This is a genomic window from Flavobacterium sp. 38-13, from assembly GCF_001899155.1.
Classification (GTDB): Bacteria; Bacteroidota; Bacteroidia; order Flavobacteriales; family Flavobacteriaceae; genus Flavobacterium; species Flavobacterium lindanitolerans.
This window is the reverse complement of record NZ_MKVG01000007.1, coordinates 116,242-142,157: the sequence shown is the minus strand read 5'-3', so window position 1 is coordinate 142,157 and position 25,916 is coordinate 116,242. Positions and strand designations below refer to the sequence as shown.

The 25,916-nt window shown below is 37.8% G+C and carries 24 protein-coding genes and 1 tRNA gene; 15 read left to right on the top strand and 10 right to left on the bottom strand.

What is annotated here, in order from left to right:
* Positions 1 to 10: 10 nt before the first annotated feature.
* The 3 genes from BGO88_RS03495 to BGO88_RS03485 all read right to left on the bottom strand — a co-directional run bounded on the left by BGO88_RS03495 (position 11) and on the right by BGO88_RS03485 (position 3,843).
* The gene (locus tag BGO88_RS03495) at positions 11 to 460 is read right to left on the bottom strand and encodes a VOC family protein (protein ID WP_286705986.1); all 450 of its coding nucleotides are present in this window, start codon (positions 458 to 460) and stop codon (positions 11 to 13) included.
* A gap of 105 nt (positions 461 to 565) precedes the next feature.
* Positions 566 to 1,954: a S41 family peptidase gene (locus BGO88_RS03490; protein WP_286705985.1), complete on the bottom strand. Its 1,389-nt coding sequence runs from the start codon at positions 1,952 to 1,954 to the stop codon at positions 566 to 568.
* 110 nt (positions 1,955 to 2,064) lie between these two features.
* The gene (locus BGO88_RS03485; RefSeq protein ID WP_286705984.1) at positions 2,065 to 3,843 is read right to left on the bottom strand and encodes an AMP-dependent synthetase/ligase; all 1,779 of its coding nucleotides are present in this window, start codon (positions 3,841 to 3,843) and stop codon (positions 2,065 to 2,067) included.
* Positions 3,844 to 4,065: 222 nt separating this feature from the next.
* On the opposite strand from BGO88_RS03485, the gene BGO88_RS03480 reads away from it, so the two are divergent.
* The 3 genes from BGO88_RS03480 to BGO88_RS03470 all read left to right on the top strand — a co-directional run bounded on the left by BGO88_RS03480 (position 4,066) and on the right by BGO88_RS03470 (position 7,123).
* Positions 4,066 to 5,571, top strand: coding sequence for an aldehyde dehydrogenase family protein (locus BGO88_RS03480; protein WP_286705983.1), 1,506 nt, complete (start codon positions 4,066 to 4,068; stop codon positions 5,569 to 5,571).
* A gap of 66 nt (positions 5,572 to 5,637) precedes the next feature.
* Positions 5,638 to 6,699 (top strand): 2,3-butanediol dehydrogenase, encoded by a 1,062-nt coding sequence (locus BGO88_RS03475; protein WP_056071026.1) that lies wholly within the window; start codon positions 5,638 to 5,640, stop codon positions 6,697 to 6,699.
* A gap of 49 nt (positions 6,700 to 6,748) precedes the next feature.
* Positions 6,749 to 7,123, top strand: coding sequence for a DUF779 domain-containing protein (locus BGO88_RS03470; RefSeq protein ID WP_101471884.1), 375 nt, complete (start codon positions 6,749 to 6,751; stop codon positions 7,121 to 7,123).
* Here BGO88_RS03470 and BGO88_RS03465 read toward each other — a convergent pair.
* Both BGO88_RS03465 and BGO88_RS03460 read right to left on the bottom strand, forming a co-directional pair.
* Entirely contained in the window at positions 7,116 to 8,039 is a 924-nt protein-coding gene (locus BGO88_RS03465) for an AraC family transcriptional regulator (RefSeq protein ID WP_286705982.1), read from the bottom strand. The genes BGO88_RS03470 and BGO88_RS03465 overlap by 8 nt on opposite strands.
* 93 nt (positions 8,040 to 8,132) lie before the next feature.
* Complete coding sequence (locus BGO88_RS03460; RefSeq protein WP_286705981.1) at positions 8,133 to 8,522, bottom strand: ribosomal maturation YjgA family protein; 390 nt, start codon at positions 8,520 to 8,522, stop codon at positions 8,133 to 8,135.
* Between the two features lie 148 nt (positions 8,523 to 8,670).
* On the opposite strand from BGO88_RS03460, the gene BGO88_RS03455 reads away from it, so the two are divergent.
* Complete coding sequence (locus BGO88_RS03455) at positions 8,671 to 8,958, top strand: hypothetical protein (RefSeq protein ID WP_286705980.1); 288 nt, start codon at positions 8,671 to 8,673, stop codon at positions 8,956 to 8,958.
* Positions 8,959 to 9,003: 45 nt separating this feature from the next.
* Here BGO88_RS03455 and purL read toward each other — a convergent pair whose 3' ends face one another.
* The 3 genes from purL to BGO88_RS03440 all read right to left on the bottom strand — a co-directional run bounded on the left by purL (position 9,004) and on the right by BGO88_RS03440 (position 15,140).
* On the bottom strand, positions 9,004 to 12,717 hold the full coding sequence (gene purL / locus BGO88_RS03450; RefSeq protein WP_286705979.1) for a phosphoribosylformylglycinamidine synthase: 3,714 nt from the start codon (positions 12,715 to 12,717) through the stop codon (positions 9,004 to 9,006).
* 145 nt (positions 12,718 to 12,862) lie between these two features.
* Entirely contained in the window at positions 12,863 to 13,510 is a 648-nt protein-coding gene (locus BGO88_RS03445; protein WP_286705978.1) for a DUF1579 domain-containing protein, read from the bottom strand.
* Positions 13,511 to 13,595: 85 nt separating this feature from the next.
* Positions 13,596 to 15,140, bottom strand: a complete 1,545-nt coding sequence (locus BGO88_RS03440) for a hypothetical protein (RefSeq protein ID WP_286705977.1) — start codon at positions 15,138 to 15,140, stop codon at positions 13,596 to 13,598.
* A gap of 190 nt (positions 15,141 to 15,330) precedes the next feature.
* Here BGO88_RS03440 and BGO88_RS03435 point away from each other — a divergent pair, with 190 nt between their 5' ends.
* From BGO88_RS03435 to BGO88_RS03410, 6 genes are all read left to right on the top strand, one after another.
* Entirely contained in the window at positions 15,331 to 15,759 is a 429-nt protein-coding gene (locus BGO88_RS03435) for a hotdog fold thioesterase (RefSeq protein ID WP_056071051.1), read from the top strand.
* The gene (locus tag BGO88_RS03430; protein WP_353743391.1) at positions 15,756 to 16,817 is read left to right on the top strand and encodes a chorismate-binding protein; all 1,062 of its coding nucleotides are present in this window, start codon (positions 15,756 to 15,758) and stop codon (positions 16,815 to 16,817) included. The genes BGO88_RS03435 and BGO88_RS03430 overlap by 4 nt, the downstream gene beginning before the upstream one ends.
* Positions 16,818 to 16,859: 42 nt before the next feature.
* On the top strand, positions 16,860 to 17,576 hold the full coding sequence (bshB1, locus tag BGO88_RS03425) for a bacillithiol biosynthesis deacetylase BshB1 (RefSeq protein ID WP_056071057.1): 717 nt from the start codon (positions 16,860 to 16,862) through the stop codon (positions 17,574 to 17,576).
* A gap of 63 nt (positions 17,577 to 17,639) precedes the next feature.
* A tRNA-His gene (locus tag BGO88_RS03420) sits at positions 17,640 to 17,715 on the top strand.
* Positions 17,716 to 17,830: 115 nt separating this feature from the next.
* Positions 17,831 to 18,094, top strand: coding sequence for a hypothetical protein (locus BGO88_RS03415; RefSeq protein ID WP_056071059.1), 264 nt, complete (start codon positions 17,831 to 17,833; stop codon positions 18,092 to 18,094).
* Positions 18,095 to 18,215: 121 nt separating this feature from the next.
* Positions 18,216 to 18,545 (top strand): YegP family protein, encoded by a 330-nt coding sequence (locus BGO88_RS03410; RefSeq protein ID WP_056071062.1) that lies wholly within the window; start codon positions 18,216 to 18,218, stop codon positions 18,543 to 18,545.
* A gap of 50 nt (positions 18,546 to 18,595) precedes the next feature.
* Here BGO88_RS03410 and BGO88_RS03405 read toward each other — a convergent pair whose 3' ends face one another.
* Together BGO88_RS03405 and BGO88_RS03400 are read right to left on the bottom strand one after the other, a co-directional pair.
* Positions 18,596 to 19,597 carry a M28 family metallopeptidase gene (locus BGO88_RS03405; RefSeq protein ID WP_273238291.1) on the bottom strand — a complete coding sequence of 334 codons (1,002 nt, stop codon included), beginning with the start codon at positions 19,595 to 19,597 and terminating at the stop codon, positions 18,596 to 18,598.
* A gap of 26 nt (positions 19,598 to 19,623) precedes the next feature.
* Positions 19,624 to 20,640: a DUF3667 domain-containing protein gene (locus BGO88_RS03400; RefSeq protein ID WP_286705976.1), complete on the bottom strand. Its 1,017-nt coding sequence runs from the start codon at positions 20,638 to 20,640 to the stop codon at positions 19,624 to 19,626.
* Positions 20,641 to 20,990: 350 nt separating this feature from the next.
* Between BGO88_RS03400 and BGO88_RS03395 the strand changes: the two genes are divergently transcribed.
* The 5 genes from BGO88_RS03395 (at position 20,991) to BGO88_RS03375 (ending at position 25,911) form a co-directional block, all read left to right on the top strand.
* On the top strand, positions 20,991 to 21,683 hold the full coding sequence (locus tag BGO88_RS03395; RefSeq protein ID WP_101471893.1) for a DUF421 domain-containing protein: 693 nt from the start codon (positions 20,991 to 20,993) through the stop codon (positions 21,681 to 21,683).
* Between the two features lie 5 nt (positions 21,684 to 21,688).
* Positions 21,689 to 22,180, top strand: coding sequence for a GNAT family N-acetyltransferase (locus BGO88_RS03390; protein ID WP_286705975.1), 492 nt, complete (start codon positions 21,689 to 21,691; stop codon positions 22,178 to 22,180).
* 101 nt (positions 22,181 to 22,281) lie between these two features.
* Positions 22,282 to 22,659: a SpoIIAA family protein gene (locus BGO88_RS03385; protein WP_286705974.1), complete on the top strand. Its 378-nt coding sequence runs from the start codon at positions 22,282 to 22,284 to the stop codon at positions 22,657 to 22,659.
* Positions 22,660 to 22,678: 19 nt separating this feature from the next.
* Positions 22,679 to 23,185, top strand: coding sequence for a pyridoxamine 5'-phosphate oxidase family protein (locus tag BGO88_RS03380; protein ID WP_056071076.1), 507 nt, complete (start codon positions 22,679 to 22,681; stop codon positions 23,183 to 23,185).
* 224 nt (positions 23,186 to 23,409) lie between these two features.
* A complete protein-coding gene (locus tag BGO88_RS03375) occupies positions 23,410 to 25,911 on the top strand; it encodes an AsmA family protein (RefSeq protein ID WP_286705973.1) in 2,502 nt (833 codons plus the stop codon).
* Positions 25,912 to 25,916: the final 5 nt, after the last annotated feature.

The following is a 25,916-nucleotide window of genomic DNA, read 5'->3' as shown; positions in this document are numbered from 1 at the left end:
TTGCTTATTATTATTTCTTCAATTCCAGCCATCTATCATACGACAAAACCCCTAATTCAGGTTGTCCGTTTCCTTCCAGAAGCGATATGAATTCCAATTGGTTTCCGTCAGGGTCATTGAAATAAATAGCCAGTGCCGGCATCCAGGCAAAAACCATAGGTTCTGATGAGTCGTTTTTAAGGAAATTATAAGGCTGGAGCTGGTTGTTCTTTAAAAAGCCCTCAGACTGTTGTAATATAAATTCAATATCACAGGTAAAAGCAAAATGTCGTGTTTGTAAAGATTCCTTTTGCTCCCAAAGTCCCAGCATGGCTTTTTTTCCTTCACCAATCCAAAGGAAGGCTATGGGTCTGGTTTCATCATAATGAGCCAATTGTAATCCCAGTGTTTCGGTATAAAATTGGACTGCTTTTGTCAGGTCACTGACTTGAATATGGGTTTCGTATAGTCCGGTTATCATAAGAATAGTAATTTTCAGATAACCAAAATTAGCCATTCTTCAGGGCGTAGAATGAGCTTTGCTATAATAAAAGTTTATAGGGCTATTGACATTAAATAATTAAAATTATTGGTTTTGGATTATTTTTAAAGCTCCATCCAGTGCTTTACCGGCAGGTATTTTAATATCCGGAATAACACCATGCCAATCGTCTGTTTTTGTTCCGACATTGTAATATAATTTACTTGAAATGGTAATGGGTAGTTGGGTATTAGGAAGCTGATGTGATACTATATCACCATAGCTGACGACCAATCCACCGGTTTCTTCTCCAATAATCTTCCCTCTTTTATAATTGCTGAAACATTGGGCAAAATCGGCGGCAGATGAAAAGGTCTGGGCGCTGGTCAACAGATACATTTTGCCGTTAAATCGCAACGAATTTTCACGGATTGGAATTTCTTCATATACAATTGTATCGTAAATTCCTTCTGCCTTTTTTAAGATGGCTAAATCTTCTGATGTAAGGATTTTTCCATTTCTTTCATGTGTGCGAATTCGTTCTTTGATTAATCGGCTATTTTTTCCGATTACGCGATCATATTGCTTATAAGGTTGGTTCATGAAAAATTGAAACAGTTCGTCGCCTACATCCGAATCGCCTCCAAGATTGTTTCGGATATCAATAATCAGGTTTTCAATTTTTTTATCTTTTATTTCTGTAAAAGCCTGTTTGCAGAATTCTGAAAAACCATCCCAATCAAAAATCTGAAAACTGATGATAGCTGTACTTTTTTCAGGAATTAGTTTCAAAGTATAATTTTCAGTATCCGTAGTGTCTTCATTTCCACTATTTTCTTGTTTCAGGTTTCTCTGTTTTTCATAATCCTGATAAGGAACGCCCTTTACGGTTATTTTTTGCTTTTTTCCATTGAGCTTATAGGTAATGTTATAAATTCCTTTGGCATGATAAAGATAATCGAGATAGAAAAAGAATGAATTGGCACCGTATTCGGCTTTAAACTCATCACGCTCTCCAGTATTTAACGCTATAATATCTTTTATGATTTTTTCAGATGAAATACTATTAATACTGATAATCTCTGAGTCCTTAGGAATTTCGTTTTTTATTGTAGTATAGGGTTTTCCCGTAATGATATATGGTTTTTGTGGTGATAGAGTAAATTCATAGAGCAGAAGCGAAGGATTTTTTTTAAGGTATGAATTCAAAGGAATATCTATTCCTGTATGTCCATCATCTAACCTGGAAATAATCTTCATGAAGGCTAGATAAAAGTCTACTTCATTAAGATTGGTATTTAGCTCATTTTTTAGTTGTTGAATGTCTTTTTGAAATTTCTTTTTCGGATACCTGTAATAAGGATTAGGGTGTGTTTCTTCAATATATTGTACCAATGAATCAACATCGGCTTTCATTTGCTGAGGAGTATATGTTTTTTGGCTACATACACTCAGACAATGCAGCAATAGTAGCAGTAAAGTTAATTTCTTCATTTAAAAATAGTTGGGCATGTTTAGGCGACTGCAGAGTGACACAACAATAGGCTAAGATAAATTATTTAAAACAAAAAACCGCAAACTGGAAATTTGCGGTTGTATTATTTTTAAGCATCTCTGTATATTTTATCATACAAATCCTGGTATTTTTCCTTGACGTTTTTACGTTTTAATTTTAAAGTAGGAGTAAGTTCTCCTCCGTCAATGGACCAAACTTCCGGTGTCAGTTCAAATCGCTTTATCATTTCCCAGTGTCCGAATTTTTTGTTGATGTCATCCACTTCTTCCTGAAAACGTTTCTTGACTTCTTCGTTGGCAACAATCTCTTTGTTTGTGGAGCCAATAGACAATCCTTTTTTAGCAGCCCATTGTTTTACGAATTCAAAATCAGGCTGTATGAAAGCGCCCGGCATTTTTTCACCATCGCCAATAACCATAATTTCACCAATAAAGCGGGACTGTTTCATTGCATTTTCAATTAATTGGGGTGCGATGTATTTTCCTCCTGAGGTCTTGAACATTTCTTTTTTCCTGTCGGTAATTTTCAGGAAACCGTCTTTATCAATCAATCCAATATCGCCTGTATAGAAGTAGCCGTCTTTGACTGCTTCGGCAGTTTTCTCCGGGTCTTTATAATAGCCCATCATTACGTTTGGACCTTTACAAAGGATTTCACCGTCTTCTGCAATCTTGACTTCCACATTGTCAATCACTTTACCTACGGTTCCTATTTTGAATCCGTGGTTACGCATATCGTTTACAGCAATTACAGGAGAAGTTTCGGTTAGTCCATAACCTTCCATAACAGGAATTTGTGCAGCAGCAAAAACTCTTGCCAGCCTTGGTTGTAATGCAGCACTACCGGAAACCATCAGTTCAAGATTGTTACCCAGACCTTCTTTCCACTTGCTGAAAATCAGTTTTCTGGCAATTCCCAATTGGAATTCATACCACCAGCCATTTTTTCCGTAAGGTTCAAATTTCAGTCCAAGCTCAATCGCCCAGAAAAATAGCTTTTTCTTGATTCCGGTAAGTTCGGCACCTTTGGCATAAATCTTATCATATACTTTTTCTAAAAGTCTTGGGACAGCTGTCATAACATGCGGTCTCGTTTCTTTCAGGTTATCGCTTAATTTGTCAATCGATTCGGCAAAATAAATTCCCACACCATAATACTGGTAGAGATATACAACCATTCTTTCAAAAATATGACAGATAGGAAGGAAGCTCAACGCTTTACTTTTTCCGGCTTGAAACGGAATTCTTTTTTCGCTTCCCAATACGTTGGAAACAATATTTTTATGAGATAGCATTACACCTTTCGGTTTTCCGGTAGTTCCTGAAGTATAGATGATTGTTGCCAGGTCTTCAGTGGTTACGGTTTCTTTTCTGGCTTCGACTTCACTCTGATTGCTTTCGTCTTTACCTAATTCCAGTAATTCTGTCCAGTTTTTGCATCCGGAGATGGTATTAAAGCAGAAAACTTCTTTTAGATTGGGAACGTTATTTTTAATAGCATTTACTTTCTTTAGAACTTCTTCATCAGAAACGATGCAGTAAATAGAACCGGAATGATTCAGGATATACTCATAATCTTCTTCAGAAATAGTAGGATATATAGGAACATTTTGCGCTCCGGTTTGCAGAATCCCAATGTCTACAATATGCCACTCGGTTCTGTTGTTTGATGAAATGACCGCAATCTTATCATCTTTTTGTACTCCCATTCTCAAAAGGGCTCTTGAAATGGCGTTTGCTTTTGAAATATATTCGTCAGTAGAAGTCTTCACCCATTCTCCATCATACTTTGTAACCAACGAATCGGGAATGCTGTATTTTTCCTGTTGATGGTAAGGAAAATCAAACAAGCGTGTTATTTTGTTCATTGAGGTAAATTTTATCTGCAAATTATAAAAAATATATTAAGAATGCCAATATTTTCAAATAGTGATATACTATTTTAATATAAGTTTAGTAATATGTCTTTATTGGATGTCTTATTTACTTATTTTCTTCTTAAAATTAGAATTGTGCTATTTTTTGATAGAATAATGCTATAATTCGTAATTAGTAATACTCAAATTTGATAAAACTAAAAATATTAAATTATGAGCGATATTCTAAAAAGACCCCAGTTTAAAGAAAGATATGATAATTATATAGGAGGAAAATTTGTACCTCCTGTGCATGGAAAATATTTCGACAATGTTTCCCCGATTGATGGAAAAGTATTTGCACAGGCAGCACGCTCCAGCAAAGAAGATGTTGAATTGGCTTTGGACGCGGCCCATGAAGCGTTTAAGTCGTGGAGCAAGACTTCGCCTACCTACAGAAGCAATCTGCTTATGAAAATTGCCCAGGTTATAGAAGACAATTTAGAATATCTGGCTATTGTTGAAACAATTGATAATGGAAAAGCTGTCAGAGAAACATTAGCGGCAGATTTGCCTTTGGTTGTGGACCATTTCAGATACTTTGCAGGAGTAATCAGAGGAGATGAAGGTACGATTGCAGAACATGATGAAAATACTGTTAGTATTGTACTGCATGAGCCTATTGGTGTCGTGGGACAGATTATTCCGTGGAATTTTCCGCTTTTGATGGCAACCTGGAAAATAGCTCCGGCTCTCGCTGCTGGTTGTTGTACGGTTGTAAAACCGGCAGAACAGACTCCGGTTTCAATTATGGTTTTAATGGAACTGATAGGTGATATTTTACCTCCCGGCGTATTGAATATTGTTAACGGCTACGGAATCGAAGTCGGAAAACCATTGGCAACATCTTCAAGGATTTCTAAAGTAGCCTTTACGGGAAGTACCACTTCGGGAAGATTGATCATGCAATATGCAGCTGAAAACATTATTCCTTCCACTATGGAATTAGGAGGGAAATCGCCTAATATTTTCTTTAAATCGGTAGCTGATGCAGACGACGAGTTTTTTGACAAAGCCATCGAAGGCGCCGTTTTATTTGCCTTAAATCAGGGTGAAGTATGTACCTGTCCGTCAAGAATGCTAATCCACGAAGACATTTATGACAAATTCATTGCTAAAGTAATTGAACGTACCAAAGCAATTAAAACCCTGCATCCTTTGGATAAGTCTTGTATGATGGGAGCGCAGACTTCCAACGAGCAATACCAAAAAATACAGTCCTATCTGAAAATAGGAAAAGATGAAGGAGCCGAAGTACTGTTAGGAGGTGAAATAAATCGTTTGGAAGGTGATTTGGAAGGTGGATTTTATATTGAGCCTACAATTTTCAAAGGACATAACAAGATGCGTATTTTTCAGGAAGAAATTTTTGGTCCGGTAGTTTGCGTGACTACATTCAAGACGGTTGAAGAAGCCATAGAAATAGCAAACGATACCTTGTATGGATTAGGAGCAGGAGTCTGGACCCGCGATGCCCATGAGTTGTATCAGGTTCCGAGGGCTATTCAGGCAGGGCGTGTATGGGTGAACCAATATCATTCTTATCCGGCTCATGCTCCGTTTGGCGGTTATAAAAAATCAGGCTTCGGACGCGAGAACCATAAAATGATGCTCGACCATTACAGAAGCACTAAAAACATGCTGATTTCTTACGACAAAAAGAAATTAGGATTCTTTTAATATTTAATTGTTGGCACCGCATTTTAAATGCGGTGTTTTTATTCTCCAAAAAATAAAATATATACTATGGCAAATATGAAAGCAGCCCGCTGGCATGCGGCTAAAGATATCCGGGTAGAAGAAACAACAGTGCCATCACCCGGAAAGAATCAGGTACAGATAGAAGTACAATTTGCGGGAATTTGTGGTTCAGACCTCCATGAATATACACACGGACCAATGTTGATTCCTTTTGATAAGCCTTATCCGCTTAACGGACATCAGGGAGTGACAACATTGGGGCATGAGTTTGCGGGAATCGTAAACGAAGTGGGCGAAAATGTGAAGAACATAAAAAAAGGTGACAGGGTTGTAGTCGAACCTATTTTTAAAAATCCCGAAAGTCCTTTTATAGCGAATGGACAGTATAATCTTTCAGAACCACTCGGATTTGTTGGATTGACTTCTAATGGAGGTTTTGCAAAATATACGGTTGTCGAGGATTATATGGTGCATAAAATTCCGGATTCTATGAGTTTTGAGCAGGGAGCATTAGTAGAACCTGCGGCCGTGGCGGTTTATGCGGTTTTGCAAAGCGGTCTTAAAATAGGGCAGTCCTGTGTTATTTTTGGGGCGGGACCAATTGGACTTTTATGCGTACAGGCGGCTATTGCTGCCGGAGCAACAACAGTTGTGGTGGTTGACGTGGCTGAAAAACGTTTGGAAAAAGCACTTTCTATAGGAGCCAGTTACGTTATTAATGGAAAAAGCGAAAATATTCCGCAGCAAGTAAGAGACCTGACAAATGGAGGTGCCGATATTTTTCTGGATGCGGCAGGTGTACAGGCAACATTTGACGCCGGACTGGCCAGTTTGAAAAACGGGGGAACGGCTGTTTTGGTTGCTTTGTTTGGAAAACCGGTAAGCCATGATGCCTTTACGCAGGTTGTCCGAGAAATTACTATTAAAGGAATTATTGCCTACAGAAATATTTTCCCGGAAGTAATAAATCTTATTGCTACTGGAAGGATGCCGGTTGAAAAATTAGTAACCAGTAAAATAAAACTCGACAATATAGTGAAAGATGGTTTTGAAGCTCTTGTGACCAATCCATCCGAAGTAAAAATATTAGTTGACATTAATAATTAACTTAGTAAATGAGCTTTCCTGTTTTTGGGAGCTCATTTCTTAATCAGTTATGGCTACAAAAAGAGTACTGGCTACCGAAAAAGCCAAAGAAGTAATAGCACGGCTAAAAGCAGAATATGGTGAATTGATTTTTCATCAAAGCGGAGGCTGCTGCGAAGGTTCCTATCCGCATTGTTTTGAAAAAGGCGGTTTTTTGATTGGTTCCAACGATGTGTGCATTGGAGAAATTGAAGGTTGTAAGTTTTATATGGCTGGCGACCAGTTTGAATATTGGAAGCATACCCAACTTACTTTGGATGCTATGGAAGGCAGGGCTGCCAGTTTTTCCCTTGAATCCGTTTTGGATGTCGGCTTTTTTATCCATTCCCGATTGTATACAGAAGAAGAAGCCAAAGATTTGGAACCCGTAGAACGGTTTAATTAACGGTAAGTTTTTGATATTGTTTTGGGGTAATTCCTTCGTGTTTTTTGAACAGGCGTATGAAGTAATTGCTGTCTTCAAAACCCAGTTCATACGAAACTTCATTTACATGGATATTCTGCCCGCTTAAAAGGGCTTTTGCCATTTTTATTTTTTCCTGGAGGATAAATTCAATAGGAGTGATTCCCAGTTCTCTTTTGAAAAAACGATGGAAGGCAGTTGTACTCATACAGGCTACATCCGATAGTTTTTTCATATTGATATTGTTATTGATATTTGCCTTGATGTAGGCTATAATGGGAGAAAGTGTCGGATTGGAATCTGTAAGAGTGTTGTCCTGGGCTCCTTTTTGGGTCTGTAGCTGTATGATTTGAATCAGCATTTCCTGTAAGGTCAAATCGGCTATAATGTCTTTGGTTACAGAATTGCTAAGGCAAACTTTAATCAGTTTTTGTATGGAAGCTGCCAATTCTATATTGTTATAGAAAAAATAATTATTGGCATTTAGCTGCCAGTATTCATCCTGACCTTTAGGATATTTTTCATTAAGCAGATTTAATATTTCGCTGATTTTGGAATGGTCTAAAGCGAGGGCAAGGCATTGGGTTGGATTTTGTTTGGAAGCTTCAGGGAAGTCAATCTTCATTTCTACATTGGAGGGAACAATAACGGTTTCACCCGGAAGATAATCAAATCCTTCCTTATCAAACAGATGCATTACCTTTTTGCCTCTCAACATGCTGGTCACAACCAAATCATTAAATTTTAAAGGAACCAGCTGTGCTTCCTGATAAGTTTCAAACAGGTTCAGTTCACAATGATTCAAAGTATGTATTGTCCGGTTTTCAACCAGTGTCTTTAAAGAATTTTCTTTGGAAAGTTCGGGAGCATTGAGAATTATTCCATTTTTTAAAGCCATAACCATCAAAAAGTTTTAAAAAGTAATGACTTCGCTTTATAAGAAAAGTCATTCCTATAAAAGTAAAGATTTTTTTTCTTCGGGCAATGAATATTAACGTTTTTGCTGACGGTTGCGTGAACTTTTTAAAATATTTTCAATCATAAAAACAATCCCGATTCCAAAAGTATAGGCAAGAATATCGCTCCATAAAAATCCTTGCCCTAATATAAGACGACCTAAAGTGGTATCACGGATACTGACTATCCAATCGGCCTGATACAATTGCAACGTCTCTATAATATAACAAACCAAAAGTGAAATTAAAACCGTTGTTTTGGTTTTGGCTTTTGGAAAAAGAAACCGTACCAGAAAGTATATCATGATGGCATAAAGCATGTCACCTATAAACAGTGGAATCGTTTTTATGAATCGGGATAACAGTCCCAGAACGATTGTTCCTGACAAGAGTAAAAAGTATAATAACCGGGACTGTCTTTTCATACTGTAATTTCTGCCCTCTAAAATACAGTGTTTTTACTTAATAAAAACAGGGAATGGCCTTATAATCAATAAAATAACTGTTTCTACATTTGGTTAATGCGTAAGCCGAAAAGCAAAAAGAGTAGGCATTATATAAAATAGAATCAGTATGGGAATGTTATTTTACTTAGCAATGGGCTGGTGTGGTACAAAGTTTCCGGGTTGGTGGCGTTTTCCAGTGCCTCCGCATCCAGACCCTGAACCTTGGAGAGATTTTTCTGTTTTGTCAGTAATCGGAATAATTGCAGGCGGAGCAGGTGGGTCATTGTTCCATGATGCAATTACACAAAATGCACTGTTTGCCGGTCAGGAAATGATTGCTTCAGGAATGTTTGCCTTTGCCGCTTCTGGTATAGTTACCGGAATCGGGTCTGTAATGATGAAAGGGAAACGATAAAAACAAAGAATCCTTTCCACTGGGAAAGGATTCTTCTGTTTAAAATCAGATTTTATTTTCAATCCATTTTCTTGCATTCACAAAAGCTTCATGCCAAGGCGAAACTTCATCGTTTCTGCCTTCCGGATAATTAGCCCAGTTCCATTGGAAAGTAGAACGCTCAATATGCGGCATCATAGCCAGGTGTCTTCCGGTTTTGTCACATAGCATGGCAATATTAAAGAAAGAACCGTTAGGATTAGCCGGATAATTATCATAACCATATTTTCCAACAACATTGTATTTGTCTTCCGTATAAGGCAAATCAAATTTTCCTTCTCCATGCGAAATCCAAACTCCTAAAGTGCTTCCGGCTAATGTGCTTAACATTACGGAATTATTTTCTAAAACACTCACAGATGTAAAGGCGCTTTCGTGCTTGTGAGAGTCGTTATGTCTTAATTTTCCATGTACTTCATGTTCTGGGTTGATTAATTCCAATTCCATAAACAATTGAGCCCCGTTACAGATTCCAACAGACAGCGTATCTTCTCTTTTAAAGAAATTATCCAAAGCTGTTTTTGCCTTTTCATTGTATAAAAATGCACCGGCCCAACCTTTGGCAGAACCTAAAACATCGGAGTTGGAAAAACCTCCAACAGCCCCAATGAATTGGATGTCTTCCAGGGTTTCACGGCCCGAAATCAAGTCGGTCATATGGACATCTTTTACATCAAAACCAGCTAAATACATAGCATTGGCCATTTCACGCTCAGAATTACTTCCTTTTTCGCGTATGATAGCGGCTTTTGGTCTTGGTTTTGAAGCGTCAATTACCGGTTTTTTTCCTGTAAAATGTTCAGGGAACTTAAATTGCAAAGGCTGTTTTTTATAGTTTTCAAAACGTTCTTTTGCTTTCAGTTCTCCCGACTGTTTTTTGTCTAACAGATATGAAGTCTTGTACCATGTGTCACGTGCTTCAGCCACATCTACAGATAGATTTTGGTTTCCGTTTTTGATGGTTACGGTGTTGCCATCTTTTACTTTTCCAATATTGAAGAAAGAAATATTATTTTGCGCCAATACAGTTTCAACAGAAGCATCTGCCTGGAAAACAATTCCAATGTTTTCAGAGAATAGAACTTTTACAGTATCATTTTCATTCAGTTTACTCAGGTCGAAATCAGCTGCCAGATTCACATCTGCAAAACACATTTCCAATAAAGTAGTAATTAATCCACCACTTCCAATATCGTGTCCGGCCTGGATTTTTCCTTCCTTAATCAGGTCTTGCAAGACATTAAAAGTAGTCTTGAAATTGGCTGCATTTTTGATGGTAGGAACATCGTTTCCTATTCTGTTTAAAACCTGTGCAAAAGATGAACCTCCCAATTTGAAAGTATCTTCTGAAAGGTTGATATAATAGATATTGCCACCGTCTTTTTTCAGAACTGGCTCGACTACTTTTCGGATATCGGTACAATTACCTGCCGCCGAAATAATTACCGTTCCGGGAGCAATAACATCTCCGTTAGGGTATTTCTGCTTCATTGAAAGGGAGTCTTTTCCTGTAGGGATGTTGATACCCAATTCTATTGCAAAATCAGAACACCCTTGAACGGCTTCATATAATCTTGCATCTTCACCTTCATTTTTACAGGCCCACATCCAGTTGGCAGAAAGTGAAACTCCTTTTAAGCCGTCTTTTATTGGTGCCCAGATAATGTTAGACAATGCTTCTGCAATTGCCGTGCGGCTTCCTGCAGCAGGGTCAATTAAGGAGGCAACAGGAGAATGGCCTACGGTGGTTGCGATTCCTTCTTTTCCTAAATAATCCAGAGCCATAACCCCAACATTATTCAGAGGCAATTGCAATGGTCCGGCACATTGTTGTTTGGCAACTTTTCCGCCAACACAACGGTCTACTTTATTGGTAAGCCAGTCTTTACAAGCCACAGCTTCCAATTGCAAGACCTGGTTCAGATAATTTTTAAAATTTTCCTGAGTATACTCTAATTCGGTATAGTTTCGATTTACAGTAGTGTCGGTCATTATCATCTTAGGTGAACTTCCAAACATATCTTCCAAAGCAAAATCCATCGGTTTTGCTCCTGTCGTTTTTGACTCAAAAGTAAATCTGTGGTTTCCGGTTACATCACCTACCTGATACATAGGAGAACGCTCACGGTCTGCTATTCTTTGTAAAGTATCGATATCTTTTTGGCCAATAACCAATCCCATTCTTTCCTGAGATTCGTTTCCAATGATTTCCTTGGCAGAAAGTGTAGGGTCGCCTACAGGAAGTTTATCCAAATCAATCAGGCCTCCTGTCTCTTCAACCAATTCCGAAAGACAGTTTAAATGGCCTCCGGCTCCATGGTCATGGATGGAAACTATAGGATTCGCATCACTTTCTACAAGGCCACGGATAGCATTTGCAGCACGTTTTTGCATTTCCGGATTGGAACGTTGTATAGCATTCAACTCGATTCCGGAACTGAAAGCACCGGTATCTGCAGAAGAAACTGCAGCACCGCCCATACCAATTCTGTAATTTTCACCACCCAGTATAACGATTTTATCGCCGGTTTTTGGCTTTTGCTTGATAGCCTGGTCTTGTTTTCCATAACCAATTCCTCCGGCTAGCATGATGACTTTGTCGTAGCCAAGTTTTCGGTTTTCTTCAACTTCTTCAACCCTGCCAGAGTTCAAAACTCTGGCAGGGTTTGTTTCTTCTTCGTGTTCAAATGTCAGGACTGAACCCGTAATTAACGGCTGTCCGAATTTATTCCCAAAATCAGAAGCTCCGTTTGAAGCCTTGATTAGGATATCCATTGGCGTTTGGTACAGCCATTTTCTTTCTTCCATTGCTTTTTCCCATGGACGGTTTTCTTCCAGTCGGGAATAGGAGGTCATGTATACTGCTGTTCCTGCCAAAGGCAAAGAACCCTGCCCGCCAGCCAGACGGTCACGGATTTCTCCTCCGGAACCGGTTGCCGCGCCGTTGAAAGGCTCAACAGTTGTCGGGAAGTTATGTGTTTCCGCTTTAAGCGAAATAACAGAATCAAAATCTTTTGTTTCGTAAAAATCAGGCTTGTCTGCGGATTTAGGTGCGAATTGTTGCACTTTTGGTCCTTTTAAGAAAGCTACATTGTCTTTATAGGCCGAAACAATATCATTCGGATTTTCAGCAGATGTTTTCTTAATCAGCTTGAATAGGGAAGAAGGCTTTTCTTCTCCATCAATGATAAAGGTTCCGTTGAATATTTTATGGCGGCAGTGTTCTGAATTCACTTGTGAGAATCCAAATACTTCAGAGTCGGTTAGTTTTCTGCCTAGTTTTTTGGATAAATTTTCCAAATAGTCAACTTCTTCTTTGCTTAATGCCAGTCCTTCTTTTGTATTGAAGCCTGCAATATCTTCAATTTCAAGGATAGGTTCCGGTTGTATATTTATGCTATATATTTCTTGTCCTAATTGGGAATACTTCTGAGAAAGCATCGGATCAAAATCAGAAAAATCAGTAGTGACTTTTTTAAATTCCTCAATACGGATAATACCTTCAATTCCCATATTTTGAGTAATCTCTACTGCATTTGTGCTCCAGGGAGTAATCATTGCAGCCCGTGGCCCAACAAAAAAATCCGCTAGTACGGATTTTTCTATTTTATGGGTGTTGCCAAAAAGCCAGTTTAATTTTGAAATGTCTTGAGCAGAAAGTTCGTTTTGCGTCTGAACGGCAAAAACGGTATTGCTTTCGTTTCCGAAGAAATGAATCATTAGTTCTTATATTTAGTTGTTGTTGTGGCGCAAATTTAGTTCAAAAAGTCCTAAAGTCAAAAGCCTTACGCTAAAAGTTCGTAAACAATCTCTGTTAATAAAAAAGACTGTCTTCCGACAGCCTTTTTCGCATTGTTTTTAGGTGTTATTTCTTTCTTTTCAGCATGATTTCCATACTTTTAAATTCTTTTCCGTCCGGTGTCATGTCATACATTTCCACTTTTTGAGTGTTAGGGTCGACAACGGTAATAACTTCACGAACTTTTTTAATTTTTTTTGTCATCGGGTCCGTAACTTCACCTTCCATTTTAATTGTTTTTGAAGCCTCGTCATAATTTCCTCTCATAACCATAATTCCCGTTCCCATATTGTCAATCCATGTTGAAACGAATTGTTTGGCAGCATTATCATAAGCTAAAGTACTGCGCCCTTCGAAAGGCTGTCCCATCATGTTTCCGGTATGCACCGATTCCTGATAAAGACCGTTTAATATCATTTTGGTATTGGCAGTAGTATTGCTTTTGTGTGGCAACCTATCGTCAGGTCCCATCCAGAAGGTAATTTCTTCGTCCCAGGTTCCTACGTCAGCAGCCATTTTTTTGTGCATTTCGCCCGGTGTCATGTATTCCTGCCAGGCTTTTTGCATGGCAATCGAATCCATTGGTTCAGACTTTACGGTTTCTGTTGGAACAGAATCTTTTGGTACTGTTGTTGTCGTTTCAACCTTGACTTCTTTTTTACAGGCCGTCAGGCACAGAAGCAAAGCACCCAGATAAATGTAGTTTGTTTTCATAATTGTATTGATTTTGTTTGATTCGCATAAAATTATGAAAAAAAATAATTTAATCGTATTTTTAATAGTGATTTTTCAGAAATGATTAGCGTTCTTCAAAAGTAATAGATTCATAAGCGCCAAGGTCTGGACTTGCCGTATTTCTTGCTGTTCCTTTGATGTCGTTAGGAACCTGAGCAGCAACACCAGGGTCTCCAAAACCATTTGCACTCGAGTCTTCACCAATCATCAGCTTGTTTTTGTTGATGTCCAGGAAGTTCGGATTTCCATTTCGGATGATATTTGTATTATCATTCACAAAAGAATAGATATTATTGGTCGTATTGATAGAATTGCTAAGCTTGATTTGGCACTTCGTAAATGTCGCATTGAAATTATCCGAACCTTCTTTTTTATTGAGAAGCAATCCGGATTGGTTGGAACTGAAAATAATGCAGTTCTTAAAGCTGGCTTCCAATGGTTGTACTTCCGGTGTTGCTCCCTGTATGTAATTGTCAAGTGCAACAGCATACTTTCTGGAACCCGACCAGTTGTTATTGAATGTACAATGTTTGAAGTCATATTTCCCACCATAGCTGCCTACAAAGCTTGAAGAGCCACCCCAATTGATAACTACATTTTCACCCTCAACATATCCTGTTTGTGCCAGAATTCCCGCATTGGATGAGTTGTAAATCTGTACATTCTTTAATTTTAAGTCAGGAGTAGGGTTGTTTATTCCTGAATTTCCGGAAACCAGAATCCCCACAGTTGCATTTTTGATAGTAAGGTTAGTAAATTCATGTCCGGTGCTTCCGTTCGTAAGCCAGACAGCCAGCCATTGTCCCGGTGAATCAGAAAAGGCAGGTTCTAACCGGTCACCTTCAAAAATAACTTCATTTTCCAGTTGGTCTGTAAACGATTGGCTTCCGTTTATTTTGATTGAACTGCCGTTATAAGCAATTAGGGCTGAGCCGGAGTGAAAATGCACCCGTGTGCCCGCATCAATTGTAAGTGTTTCATTGGCTGGAACACCTGCATAGCCATAAATAACATAAGGTTTGTCTTTAGTCCAGTGCCTTTCAGTATCATCGAGGAAAAAACCTCTTCCGGTTATAGGATTTCCTTCTTCATCCACTCCTATAGGAATCTGTTCGTAATTGCCTTCATTATCACGGTTAGGATAGAGAAAAATGGCATCTTTTACCAAAGTAACCAATTGAACTTTTTGCTGTTTAGTTCCGTTGTCAAATAGAATTTGGTCTGTATAAAGATATTCTGCATCCGGATTGGCAAAGTCATTGTAGTCTATGGTCGTCTCTATGAAAATAAACAAACTGTCTTTAGCCAGAAGTTCTACATTATTGAAAATTTTACCTCCGGTTCCCTGCATTCCGTCTACCATCATTCGGTATTTTGAATTCATTCCTTTTGCAAGCTGTATGGTTGGGATGCTAATGTCTTTATCACTGCGGTTGTATACTTTTAAGGTATAAGTACTGGAGCCGATGTTCGTAAAAACAGTATCGAGAAAAACCGTATCTTTTGAAAATCCAAGATTACCGCTGCTAGGCTCAAAATCAAAATCTTTTCGACAAGAAGTCAGTGAAATAACAGCAATTATGAATAAAAATATAAAGGTATTGCGCATCGGTTTGAATTTTGGTAAAAATAGTAAAAATCTGATTTGTCAGACAGGTTAATTTTTTAAATTGAGTTATGTCTTGCATCAGTAAACTCAAAAATGTTAAAATTAGTATGTGTCTTTTAACTTTTCTGACAATAATCGACTGCTGTGTTCCGTATTAATTTCCTTAATTTTGGAAAAACAAATTTTAATAATGGCTTTCGATAGAAATACAATGCTTGAAAACTGCAAGAAATGGTGTGAAAATACCCTGATGCAGACTTTAGAAATAGAATTTATTGATGCCGGAGAAGGTTATTTAAAAGCCCAGATGCCGGTTAATCCAAGAGTCCACCAGCCAATGGGACTACTTCACGGCGGTGCTTCTGTTGCCCTTGCGGAAAGTGTAGGAAGTGCGGCTTCACTTATGTTTATTAATCCGGAAACTCATGAAGTTCGCGGTATTGAAATTTCAGCAAACCATGTCAAAAGTAAACGGGCGGGTATGGTATACGGAACGGCAAAAATTATCCATAAAGGACGTATGGTACATCTTTGGGAAATCAGGATAACTGATGAAAATGATATGCTGATATCACTATGCAAGATTACCAATATTGTTTTGGAAAGAACAAAGAAATGATGTCCGGATTATACCAAAAAGCGGAAGAGCAGTTTAAAAACAGACTTCCTTTCGTATTGTACTCCAAGCCCGGAGAAACTGATGTTATCGGGATCTTTCAAAAGGATGCTTCTTTACACTTTACAACCGATTTTAAGGAAGAAGGATTTGTACTTGCCCCATTTCATGGTGAGCAATTTGTACTGTTACCAAAAGAGAAATCGGATGTCTTTACGGAAGCATATACCCGAATTGCAATTGAAAATAACAATACAGTTTTTGGAGCAGATGTTGCAGCCAAAGAAAACTTTGAACAGTTGGTTCAGAATGGGGTAGATGCTATCTGCAAAGGCAATTTCAAAAAGGTTGTTCTGTCACGTAAAGAAACGGTTTCTTTAGAAAATGTCACTCCTTTTGAGTTGTTTAAAAAACTGCTTTCGGCATATCCGACAGCTTTTAAATATTGTTTTTTCCATCCGGAGATAGGGATGTGGCTTGGAGCAACTCCGGAGCAGTTATTAAAAGCTTCGGGAGACCGTATTAAAACTGTGGCGCTTGCCGGAACACAGGTGTATCATGAAGGAGAAATAAAATGGGAAATTAAAGAACAGGAAGAACAGGAATTTGTTACGGAATTTATTCTGGAGGGACTTGAAGATTATGCAGCCGAAAAAAACAGTTTCAAACCTTATACTTTCAGGGCAGGAAATATTGTACATATCAAAACTGATATAGAAGCACGTTTGCATGACAGGCAGGATTTAGAAAAAATAATAAAAATGCTGCATCCAACTCCGGCTGTATGCGGACTTCCAAAAGAAGCTTCCAAAAAATTTATACTCGAAAACGAAGGTTACGACCGCGAATATTATTCAGGGTTTTTAGGAGAACTGAATCGGGATTTCGCAAAAGATAAACCGGAGAATTCCGACTTATTCGTCAATCTCCGTTGTATGAAGCTACAAAATGGAAAAGCCAATTTATACATAGGCTGCGGAATTACAAAAGATAGTATTCCGGAGAAGGAGTTTATAGAAACTGTGAATAAGTCATTAACGCTGAAGAATATCCTTGGGTAATAATTATTCTTCGTATTTTTAAAAAACAAACAAACACAAACAATGAAATTAGACATACTTTTTTTTGGTGCGCATCCGGATGATGTTGAATTGGGCTGCGGTGCCACTATTGCTAAAGAAGTCTCGTTAGGAAAGAAGGTTGGTATTGTCGACCTGACCAGAGGAGAATTGGGAACACGGGGCACTGCTGAAATTCGTGATGAAGAGGCAAAAAATGCCGCTGCTGTTTTAGGGGTTGAAATACGTGAAAACCTTAAGATGCGTGACGGTTTTTTTATCAATGATGAGGCCCATCAGATGCAAGTCATTAAAATGATTCGAAAATACAGGCCCGAAATCGTAATCTGTAATGCTATTGATGACAGGCATATTGACCATGGCAAAGGCAGCAAATTGGTTTCTGATGCCTGCTTTTTATCCGGGCTGATTAAGATTGAAACCGAAATTGATGGTATAGCCCAGGCTGCCTGGAGACCTAAACTGGTATATCATTACATTCAATGGAAAGACCTTAAACCGGATTTTGTGGTTGATGTCAGCGGTTTCATGGATAAGAAAGTAGCCTCTCTAATGGAGTACAAATCCCAGTTTTATGACCCGAATTCCAATGAGCCTTCCACGCCAATAGCTACAAAAAACTTTAAAGATAGCATCTTATACCGTGCCCAGGATTTAGGAAGATTGATAAACTCGGAATATGCAGAAGGATTTACCGTAGAAAGATATTTGGCTGTCAATAGCTTAGGGGATTTAGTTTAATTTTTTGAACTTTTTGTTTGCAGGAATCAACTTTTGCAGTATATTTGCACTCGTTAAACAAATGGTGGTTGTAGCTCAGCTGGTTAGAGTATCGGTTTGTGGTGCCGAGGGTCGCCGGTTCGAACCCGGTCTGCCACCCATTTTTAAAGCCCTGGATTTTTCCAGGGCTTTTTTTATTTCTTCCCTTTGCTAATTAAAACTTAAATTGGCTGTGTCTGTGGTCATTATTTTCTAAATTAGAGAGAAAAAAGACCATGTCACAGCAAATAATTATAGGAAATCCGATTTCTTTCAAGTCCATCCGTGATTATATTTTTAATCATAAAGTCAATAAAGGTGATTGTATTGTGCTGAATCCGCTCAATTATAAAAGTTTGATTGAAGAGATAAAACATTCACACGAAGAAACAATTGAAATTCCAATCAATGTTTTTGGAGTACTGCTTGTTCAGGATGAAACGGACAGTGTGGAATTGGGAAAAATCCAGATTGTAAAAAACGAGAATCTCAATTCGTGATTCTTTTAAGAAAAAATAATCCGGTATTGTTATAAAATTTGATAAAAATGTTATATTTTGGCTATTATTATTCTATGGAATTGCATAAGCTCAAATTAGTATAACTTTTAAATTAAATTTTATGGGGACATTCTTGATTTCAAAAAGAAAAAATGACGAGTTTCAATTTGTACTGAAAGCCGGAAACGGAGAAGTCATATTGACAAGTGAAGGCTATTCAAGCAAAGCCGGATGTACGAACGGTATCGAATCAGTACGAAAAAATTCACAGGACGATTCTAAATTCGATAAAAAGGAAGCTTCAAATGGCAAATTATATTTTAACCTAAAAGCTACAAACGGACAGATTATTGGGTCAAGCCAAATGTATGCTTCTGCTTCAGGACGCGATAACGGAATCGAGTCTGTAAAAAAGAATGCGCCAGACGCAGATGTGAAAGAAGATTTGTAGTTGTAAAACTTAATACATAAAAAAAGCTCCGATATCGGAGCTTTTTTTATTTATTTTCCATCCCTGTCAATAACAGGTCTTTCTTTTCGGTTTGCTAATTCCCAGGCGGTAACGAAAACGAGTTGGGCTCTTTTTTGTAGCAGGTCATACTCTATTTTGTCCGGCGTATCGGTTGCTTTGTGATAGTCTTCATGAACTCCGTTGAAATAGAATAGTGACGGAATTCCATTTTTTGCAAAGTTATAATGGTCGGAACGGTAATAGATTCGTTCCGGGTCATTCCTGTCGTTGTATTTATAGTCTAATTCCAGCTTGGTATATTCTTTATTTGCGTTTTCTGATATCTTATGCAAGTCTGTACTCAAACGGTCAGAACCTATCAGATAAACGTAATTTCCGTTGTCTTTATGTTTGTCATCACGACGGCCTATCATATCGATATTCAAATCGGCAATTGTATTTTTTAATGGAAACAGCGGATGCTCGACATAATATCTTGAACCGTGTAATCCATGCTCTTCACCGGTTACATGGAGAAATAGAATAGAGCGTTTTGGCCCGTGTCCGTCTTTCTTTGCCAACATAAATGCTTTGGCAATCTCCAGCAAGGCAACAGTTCCGGAACCGTCATCGTCAGCACCATTATACACCTGTCCGTTTTTCATTCCTACGTGGTCGTAATGCGCAGAGATGACCAAAATTTCATCCGGTTTTTCAGAACCTTCAATAAACGCCCAGATATTTTCGGAATCGTTTAGTTTAGGACTAAATGCCCGTGACATAAATGCCGCAGGAACTTTTTGGTAAAAGTCGGTGGCTCCTTTTGGATAGGAAACACCTATTTTTTCATATTGGGAAATCAGGTATTTTCCAGCCTTTTTTTGGCCGGGTTCACCTGTGTTTCGACCTTCCATTTCATCTCCTGCGATGACATAGAGATTAGTCTTTAGGTCAGAAGCAGATATGGCCTCCATATATTTTGTTGGCTTGACTGAAGAACAGCTAACCAGGAATAACGAAAGCATAAAACCAGAAACAAACATTTTTTTCATCTTCAAATTTTTATAAAAATACGAATTTAATGTAAATTCCATAGGCTGTAGAGAAATAGTATTGTTGAAAAAATACTGATAAGGAACATGTTTATGAAAAACAGTACAAAGCTCTTTAGTCTTGAAATGGCTTTGTGTTCTCCAAAAAAGTTGCTGTGGGCTCTAAAAAAGTAAAAAAACATATAGAACATGGCAGCAAGATTATAAAGGTTGGACAAGATGCTGCCATACGGGATCAGGTCCATGATCCAGTTAAAAAGCATTCCAATCGTTATAACAAGCAAAAGGAATGAGAAATAATGCAGGGTAAACACACCACTGTCGAAATAATACCACTTTTTCTTGTCGTGCATCAGCCAGAGGAAAAAAGCAAATATCGGCATATATAAAAACAAGACTTTTGGAAGTGTATGGACAAAGGATTCCATGGCCTTGTTCCAAAGTTCAGCCCTGTTTTTGCTCTTTAGAATTTTTATGATTTTTTTAGTGGCACTATATTCAAAGTCGGAGAGCTTTTCTGCTTTTTGAGAGTTTTTTTGAATGGAATCTAACTGTGTGAGGTTTTTGATGCGGGGTCTGTTAGGAAGGTCTATTCCGGAAAGTTCTTCTTCCACCTCGTCATTCATTTCTTTAAGTCCCTTTTCACTTTCTTTATTTACTTCCTCCTTTGTTGTTTTTACCTCTTGTTTTTCGACATCTTTCTTTTCATTAAACTTTATAAGCGATGGGCCAGGCAAAAGCGTAGGAAGGAAGAAGGTTACAAAACTGATGAAAATATAAAGCTTTACCGGAGGTACGAATTTTTTTCTTTTGCCTTCCAGATAAGTTTTTGTCAGATAGCCGGGCTTGAATAAGAGGCCTTTTATGGTTTTCCAGAAGCTGCCGTCATAGTGGGTAAGGTCTTCTATAAAATGTGTAAACAAATAATGAAACGACTGTCGTGTTTCGGTGTTTTCCTGTCCGCAATTAGGGCAGAACTTATTTTCAACTACATAATTGCAGTTCAGGCAGGTTTTGTTTTCCCGTAGTTTTTGGTGTCCCATTTTCTAAGATGAATGCTTCTGTTTTTTTATGGAAGCTAAAACTATAAAAAAATCCAAAACATTTGGGAAAGATTTTAAGAAACTTCAAAAAAAAGCAAGGCTTCAACATCTTCTCAATGCTAAAGCCTTGCACATGAATTACAAGCTACTCTAAATTAACGTGATTGCAATTCGTGTTATTTTCTATCAAAATGTATCGATAGCCAATTCAGAATATATATTCAGATGAATTGGACTATAAAATTACACTATAATTCGATTTTTTGTTTTTAAAAAACTATTAAATTTCTCTTAAAAATTCACTAAGAGCAAGGCAGAATTAGTAAATTCAAATAAAAAAGGGCTAAAAGATGTATTCTATTTTTGAATGGGAAAGGCTGCTTATAAACAATCATCCTTTCGAGTTTCTTTTCGAGGTAATTTTCAGGTCGGTAATTATGTTTATTGTCCTGTTGATTACATTGCGGTTTACCGGAAAAAGAGGAGTGAAGCAGCTTTCGATTTTTGAGACTGTTATCATTATTGCTTTGGGTTCTGCAGCCGGCGATCCCATGTTCTATGAAGATGTAGGATTGATTCCGGCCATCACGGTTTTTATCGTTATCATTTTGCTGTATCGGTTTGTGACCATGCTAACCGGTAAGTTTAAATGGTTTGAAAATCTGGTCGAAGGAAAAACGGAATGCCTGATTGAAAACGGGAAATTTTCTATAGCCAGTTTTGAAAGAGAGGGATTGGCGCAGGACGAATTTTTTTCGGAATTAAGACTTCGTTCAATTGAACATCTCGGACAGGTGAGGAATGCCTATCTTGAAACATCCGGAGAGGTCAGTATTTTTTTCTATGAAGACAAGGATGTAAAATACGGATTGCCTATCTTGCCGCAGTTATTTGAAAAAAAGAGCCAGACCATTCCCGGAGCAGGTTTCTATTCATGTACTTTTTGTGGACATACGAAAGAAGTCGAGGCAGGAAAAGCACATTGCGAGGTTTGCCATAAAACCGAATGGGTCGAAGCAATCAACACTATACGAAAAGCATAAAATAAATGATTACGATTACCAAAACTACCAATTATAATGCCATACGAAAGATTGCGGAACAAACCTGGCCTAAAACCTATGGGCATATTCTTTCACCAGAACAGATTGACTATATGTTTGCTATGATGTATAGCATTGATGCGCTAAAAGAACAGGCAGACAGTAAAGGACACCATTTTATTCTTGCAGAAGAGGACGGAATACCTTTGGGTTTTGCTTCTTATGAATTTAACTATAAAGGAGAGCCAAAGACCAAAATCCATAAAATTTATATCCTTCCCGAAACACAGGGCAAAGGAATTGGAAAAAAACTGCTTGATTACATAGTAGAAATAGCCAAAGAAAATGAAAATACGATACTTTCCTTAAATGTGAATCGTTACAATTCTGCCTATCAGTTTTATGTCAAAATCGGATTTGAGAAAAAAGGGGAAGAAGATATAAATATTGGAAATGGCTACCTGATGGAAGATTATATCATGGAAAAACAACTATAGTTATTTAGGATTTTGTTGGCAAACATTATGATATCAATAACATAGCTCCCGTTTTATATGGCGTAACTTTGAGTAAGACCCTAACCAAAATACTCACTGTTATGATAGAACAAATCCACAACCTGCCACAAAATATGGTCGGTTTTCGCTCCAGTGGCGAGGTTACACAGGACGATTTTAAACTCGTAAATAAAAAAGTTTCTGATCTTGTCGAAACAACAGGCAAGCTCAATTATTTGCTTTTTTTAGATAATTCTCCGGCCGATTTTACTTTTGGGGCCTGGATACAGGATGCCTTGCTGGGTATCAAAAATATTACCAAATGGAACCGGGCCGCTATTATTTCCGATTCCGAAACAGTCGATAAATTCACTTCTTTTTTCAGCAAAATTATGCCCGGAGAATTTAAGGTTTTCCGAAAGGACGATATGGCACGTGCTGTTGACTGGACTTCGGAAAAAATTGATATCAAAGAATAACCAACTAAAAAATAACGTCATGGGAGATTATAAAAACTTAAGCAGCGAAGATGCTGTCTCGAAATTGAAAAAACTGGCAGAAGATATCAGAGTTTGTATGTTTTGCACGGATTTGACGCATGCGCCGTTTTCAACACGGCCAATGAGCGTACAGGAAGTAGATGAATCAGGAAACATATGGTTTTTGAGCGGTGCCGATAGCGATAAGAATTTCGAGATAAAACAAGACGAAAATGTACAATTGCTTTTTGCAAAGAATTCAAGTTCGGAGTATCTGAATGTATACGGAAAAGCATTTATCTACCGGGATAAATCGACCATCGAAGACAAATGGAGTCCCATTGCAAAAGCATGGTTTTCAAAAGGTAAAGATGACCCGAATGTTACCGTAATCCGCGTTCAGCCTGATTATGTTTATTATTGGGATACCAAAAGCGGCAAGATGGTATCGCTATTGAAAATAGCTGTAGGTGCCATTATTGGAAAACCACTAGACGACAGTATAGAAGGAAAACTTTCGGTATAATTGATTTTCAGCAATTACCGGAATATGCATTTGAATATTCAATGCTTTGCGTCTTTGCGTGAAATTATTGCTCGCAAAGGCGCAGAGCCGCAAAGTTTCTGACATTTAATCTTACCACGAAAAAGCAAAGGCTTCTAAAAACGGAAGCTTTTTTTATTTTTAGGTCAATCTTCAATGATTTATTGTAAATTTAGATGTTATTGCCTGCCAATAGATGATAGCCCATGCAAATAAAAGCTGTAATTTCCAGATTCCTTGAAAAAATAAGCGGCCTACCTCGTTGGGTTAGGATTTCATTTAGGGTTTTCTCAGGGGTATTTCTGCTTATCATTATACTGTACATAGGACTTGCTTTTTATGTCAATACCCATAAGGAAGAAATCTTAGCCTCAATCAATCAAAAAATCAACGAAAATATCAATGGTAAATTTACAGCAGAAAGTATGGAGCCTACTTTTTTGCAAGGATTTCCGCGTGTTTCATTAAGGATAAAAAATGCGGTTTTAAAAGACAGCCTTTGGAACTCCCATAAAAATATACTGCTGCAGGCCGAAGATTTTAATGTTTCGATTAATGTGCTGGCTTTCCTAAGAGGAACATTAGAGATTAAGAAGATAGCTATCAATGAGGCAAAGATTCATTTGTTTGTTACCGAAGACGGTTATAGTAATACGGCGATTTTTAAACCAAAGCAAGAAAAGGAAGCTTCTGATGAAGGCAGCTCTTTTGCAGAAATAAAGGCTTTTGAATTGCACAATGTTGTTTTTATCTCTGAAAATCTCAAAGGGAAAAAACTTTTTAAATTTTCAATCAAAGACCTGAAAGGAAGATTGGATTATAACTCGGAAGGCTGGAAAGCGGCTGTAAAATTAGATGCTTCTGCCCAAAGTCTGGCTTTTAATACGGTGCACGGAAGTTTTATTAAGGACAAAACATTAAATGGCAAATTTGATATTGCTTATAATGAAAAAGCAGAAACGATTGTTTTTGACCCCAATGATTTGGAAATAGGCAGTGATGTCTTCAATATTGGAGGAAAATTTAATGTTGGTAAAAACAATTCCGGTTTTTCACTGCATATCAGGGCAGATAATATTTTATGGAAAAATGCTTCCAATCTGCTTTCAAACAATATCAGCCGGCAATTGAACCGGTTTGATTTGGAAAAACCCATCGATGTCAACTGTGATATTATTGGTGATCTGAATGCTGAAGGCGACCCGTTATTTTTGGTAAAAGCGGTTGTCAAAAATAATCGCCTTCATATTCCTGACGGAATTATTGATAATTGCAGCTTCAACGGAATGTATACCAATGAATTGGTTAAAGGCAAAGGATTTAACGACCCTAATTCTGTCGTTAAGCTTATGGGATTCAAAGGCGATTATAAAGAGATTCCTTTTGTGATGGATTCTGCCATAATTAATGATTTCAGCAAGCCTATTGCCTCGGGTGTTTTTAAGGCGAAATTTCCCCTTGAAAAATTAAATAATGCTGTTGACAGGAATCTGATGGTCTTTTCCAAAGGCAATGCAGATGTTGAATTTCAATTTAAAGCCGATATTGTTGATTTTGAAATTACGAAGCCTTTTGTTTCAGGGCTGGTTACCATTAAAAACGGAGATATGCGTTATGTGCCAAGAAATCTGGCATTCAAAAATACGAATGTAGCTCTGAATTTTACAGATAAGGATTTATTTATCAGCAATATCAGATTACAAAGTGGTAAAAGTATTGTCAATATGGAAGGAAGCATTCAAAATTTCCTTAACCTTTATTATACGGAGCCTGAAAAACTGGTGTTGAATTGGAAAGTAACAAGTCCTCAACTGTATTTGGGAGAATTTCTAGGTTTTTTGGATAATCGTAAAGTGGTGAAGCGTGCTCCGGTAAAAACAAAAAAAGGGAATGTGAACGATAAATTGGATTTTCTTTTTGAAAAGAGCAATGTCGCTCTGAATGTCCAGATAGACAAATTCTACTATAATAAATTTACCGCGACCAATACAAAAGCGGCCATATTGCTTTCTGACTCCGGAATTACAATACAAAATGCAGTTGTACATCACGCAGGAGGTCAGGTAAATCTCAGCGGTTCTGTACAGCAGGGAAAAACAAAAAATAATTTTTCGATGAAGGCCAATGTGTCTAATGTGGCGATAGAAAAATTTTTCTATGCGTTTAATGATTTTGATATGCAATCTCTGAAATCAAAAAACCTGAAAGGTTATCTGACGACTTCCGCAACCATTTCCGGAACTATTTCAAATGAAGGTAAGCTGGTGCCTAATTCTATGAACGGAACGGTTGGTTTTGCCCTTAAAAATGGTGCCCTCATTAGCTTTCAACCGATTAAAAGTGCCGGAAAATTTGCCTTTCCTTTTCGCGATTTGGATAATATTACATTCAGCAACCTGAAAGGTAATTTCGACATAAGTGGAGAAAAGGTAACGATTCACCCAATGCAGATTAATTCAAGCGTACTGAATATGGATATTGCCGGAATCTATTCTTTTGGGAAAGGCACGAATATAGCGCTTGACGTACCACTCCGGAATCCTAAAAATGATAAGGATATAACCGATAAGGAAAAGCTGGAAGAAAGGAGAAACAGGGGGATTGTACTGCATCTTCTGGCATCTGACGGTGATGACGGGAAAATAAAAATCAGGCTTGTTAGTAAGAAAAGGCGAAATGAGGAAGTCGATTTAGGCGATAAGCAATAGGCAAT

What these genes read in the sequence shown, in the direction of transcription:
- BGO88_RS03495 (WP_286705986.1), bottom strand. Translation starts at nt 460, where the DNA reads ATGATAACCGGACTATACGAAACCCATATTCAAGTCAGTGACCTGACA.
- BGO88_RS03490 (WP_286705985.1), bottom strand. Translation starts at nt 1,954, where the DNA reads ATGAAGAAATTAACTTTACTGCTACTATTGCTGCATTGTCTGAGTGTA.
- BGO88_RS03485 (WP_286705984.1), bottom strand. Translation starts at nt 3,843, where the DNA reads ATGAACAAAATAACACGCTTGTTTGATTTTCCTTACCATCAACAGGAA.
- BGO88_RS03480 (WP_286705983.1), top strand. Translation starts at nt 4,066, where the DNA reads ATGAGCGATATTCTAAAAAGACCCCAGTTTAAAGAAAGATATGATAAT.
- BGO88_RS03475 (WP_056071026.1), top strand. Translation starts at nt 5,638, where the DNA reads ATGGCAAATATGAAAGCAGCCCGCTGGCATGCGGCTAAAGATATCCGG.
- BGO88_RS03470 (WP_101471884.1), top strand. Translation starts at nt 6,749, where the DNA reads ATGGCTACAAAAAGAGTACTGGCTACCGAAAAAGCCAAAGAAGTAATA.
- BGO88_RS03465 (WP_286705982.1), bottom strand. Translation starts at nt 8,039, where the DNA reads ATGGCTTTAAAAAATGGAATAATTCTCAATGCTCCCGAACTTTCCAAA.
- BGO88_RS03460 (WP_286705981.1), bottom strand. Translation starts at nt 8,522, where the DNA reads ATGAAAAGACAGTCCCGGTTATTATACTTTTTACTCTTGTCAGGAACA.
- BGO88_RS03455 (WP_286705980.1), top strand. Translation starts at nt 8,671, where the DNA reads ATGGGAATGTTATTTTACTTAGCAATGGGCTGGTGTGGTACAAAGTTT.
- purL (WP_286705979.1), bottom strand. Translation starts at nt 12,717, where the DNA reads ATGATTCATTTCTTCGGAAACGAAAGCAATACCGTTTTTGCCGTTCAG.
- BGO88_RS03445 (WP_286705978.1), bottom strand. Translation starts at nt 13,510, where the DNA reads ATGAAAACAAACTACATTTATCTGGGTGCTTTGCTTCTGTGCCTGACG.
- BGO88_RS03440 (WP_286705977.1), bottom strand. Translation starts at nt 15,140, where the DNA reads ATGCGCAATACCTTTATATTTTTATTCATAATTGCTGTTATTTCACTG.
- BGO88_RS03435 (WP_056071051.1), top strand. Translation starts at nt 15,331, where the DNA reads ATGGCTTTCGATAGAAATACAATGCTTGAAAACTGCAAGAAATGGTGT.
- BGO88_RS03430 (WP_353743391.1), top strand. Translation starts at nt 15,756, where the DNA reads ATGATGTCCGGATTATACCAAAAAGCGGAAGAGCAGTTTAAAAACAGA.
- bshB1 (WP_056071057.1), top strand. Translation starts at nt 16,860, where the DNA reads ATGAAATTAGACATACTTTTTTTTGGTGCGCATCCGGATGATGTTGAA.
- BGO88_RS03415 (WP_056071059.1), top strand. Translation starts at nt 17,831, where the DNA reads ATGTCACAGCAAATAATTATAGGAAATCCGATTTCTTTCAAGTCCATC.
- BGO88_RS03410 (WP_056071062.1), top strand. Translation starts at nt 18,216, where the DNA reads ATGGGGACATTCTTGATTTCAAAAAGAAAAAATGACGAGTTTCAATTT.
- BGO88_RS03405 (WP_273238291.1), bottom strand. Translation starts at nt 19,597, where the DNA reads ATGAAAAAAATGTTTGTTTCTGGTTTTATGCTTTCGTTATTCCTGGTT.
- BGO88_RS03400 (WP_286705976.1), bottom strand. Translation starts at nt 20,640, where the DNA reads ATGGGACACCAAAAACTACGGGAAAACAAAACCTGCCTGAACTGCAAT.
- BGO88_RS03395 (WP_101471893.1), top strand. Translation starts at nt 20,991, where the DNA reads ATGTATTCTATTTTTGAATGGGAAAGGCTGCTTATAAACAATCATCCT.
- BGO88_RS03390 (WP_286705975.1), top strand. Translation starts at nt 21,689, where the DNA reads ATGATTACGATTACCAAAACTACCAATTATAATGCCATACGAAAGATT.
- BGO88_RS03385 (WP_286705974.1), top strand. Translation starts at nt 22,282, where the DNA reads ATGATAGAACAAATCCACAACCTGCCACAAAATATGGTCGGTTTTCGC.
- BGO88_RS03380 (WP_056071076.1), top strand. Translation starts at nt 22,679, where the DNA reads ATGGGAGATTATAAAAACTTAAGCAGCGAAGATGCTGTCTCGAAATTG.
- BGO88_RS03375 (WP_286705973.1), top strand. Translation starts at nt 23,410, where the DNA reads ATGCAAATAAAAGCTGTAATTTCCAGATTCCTTGAAAAAATAAGCGGC.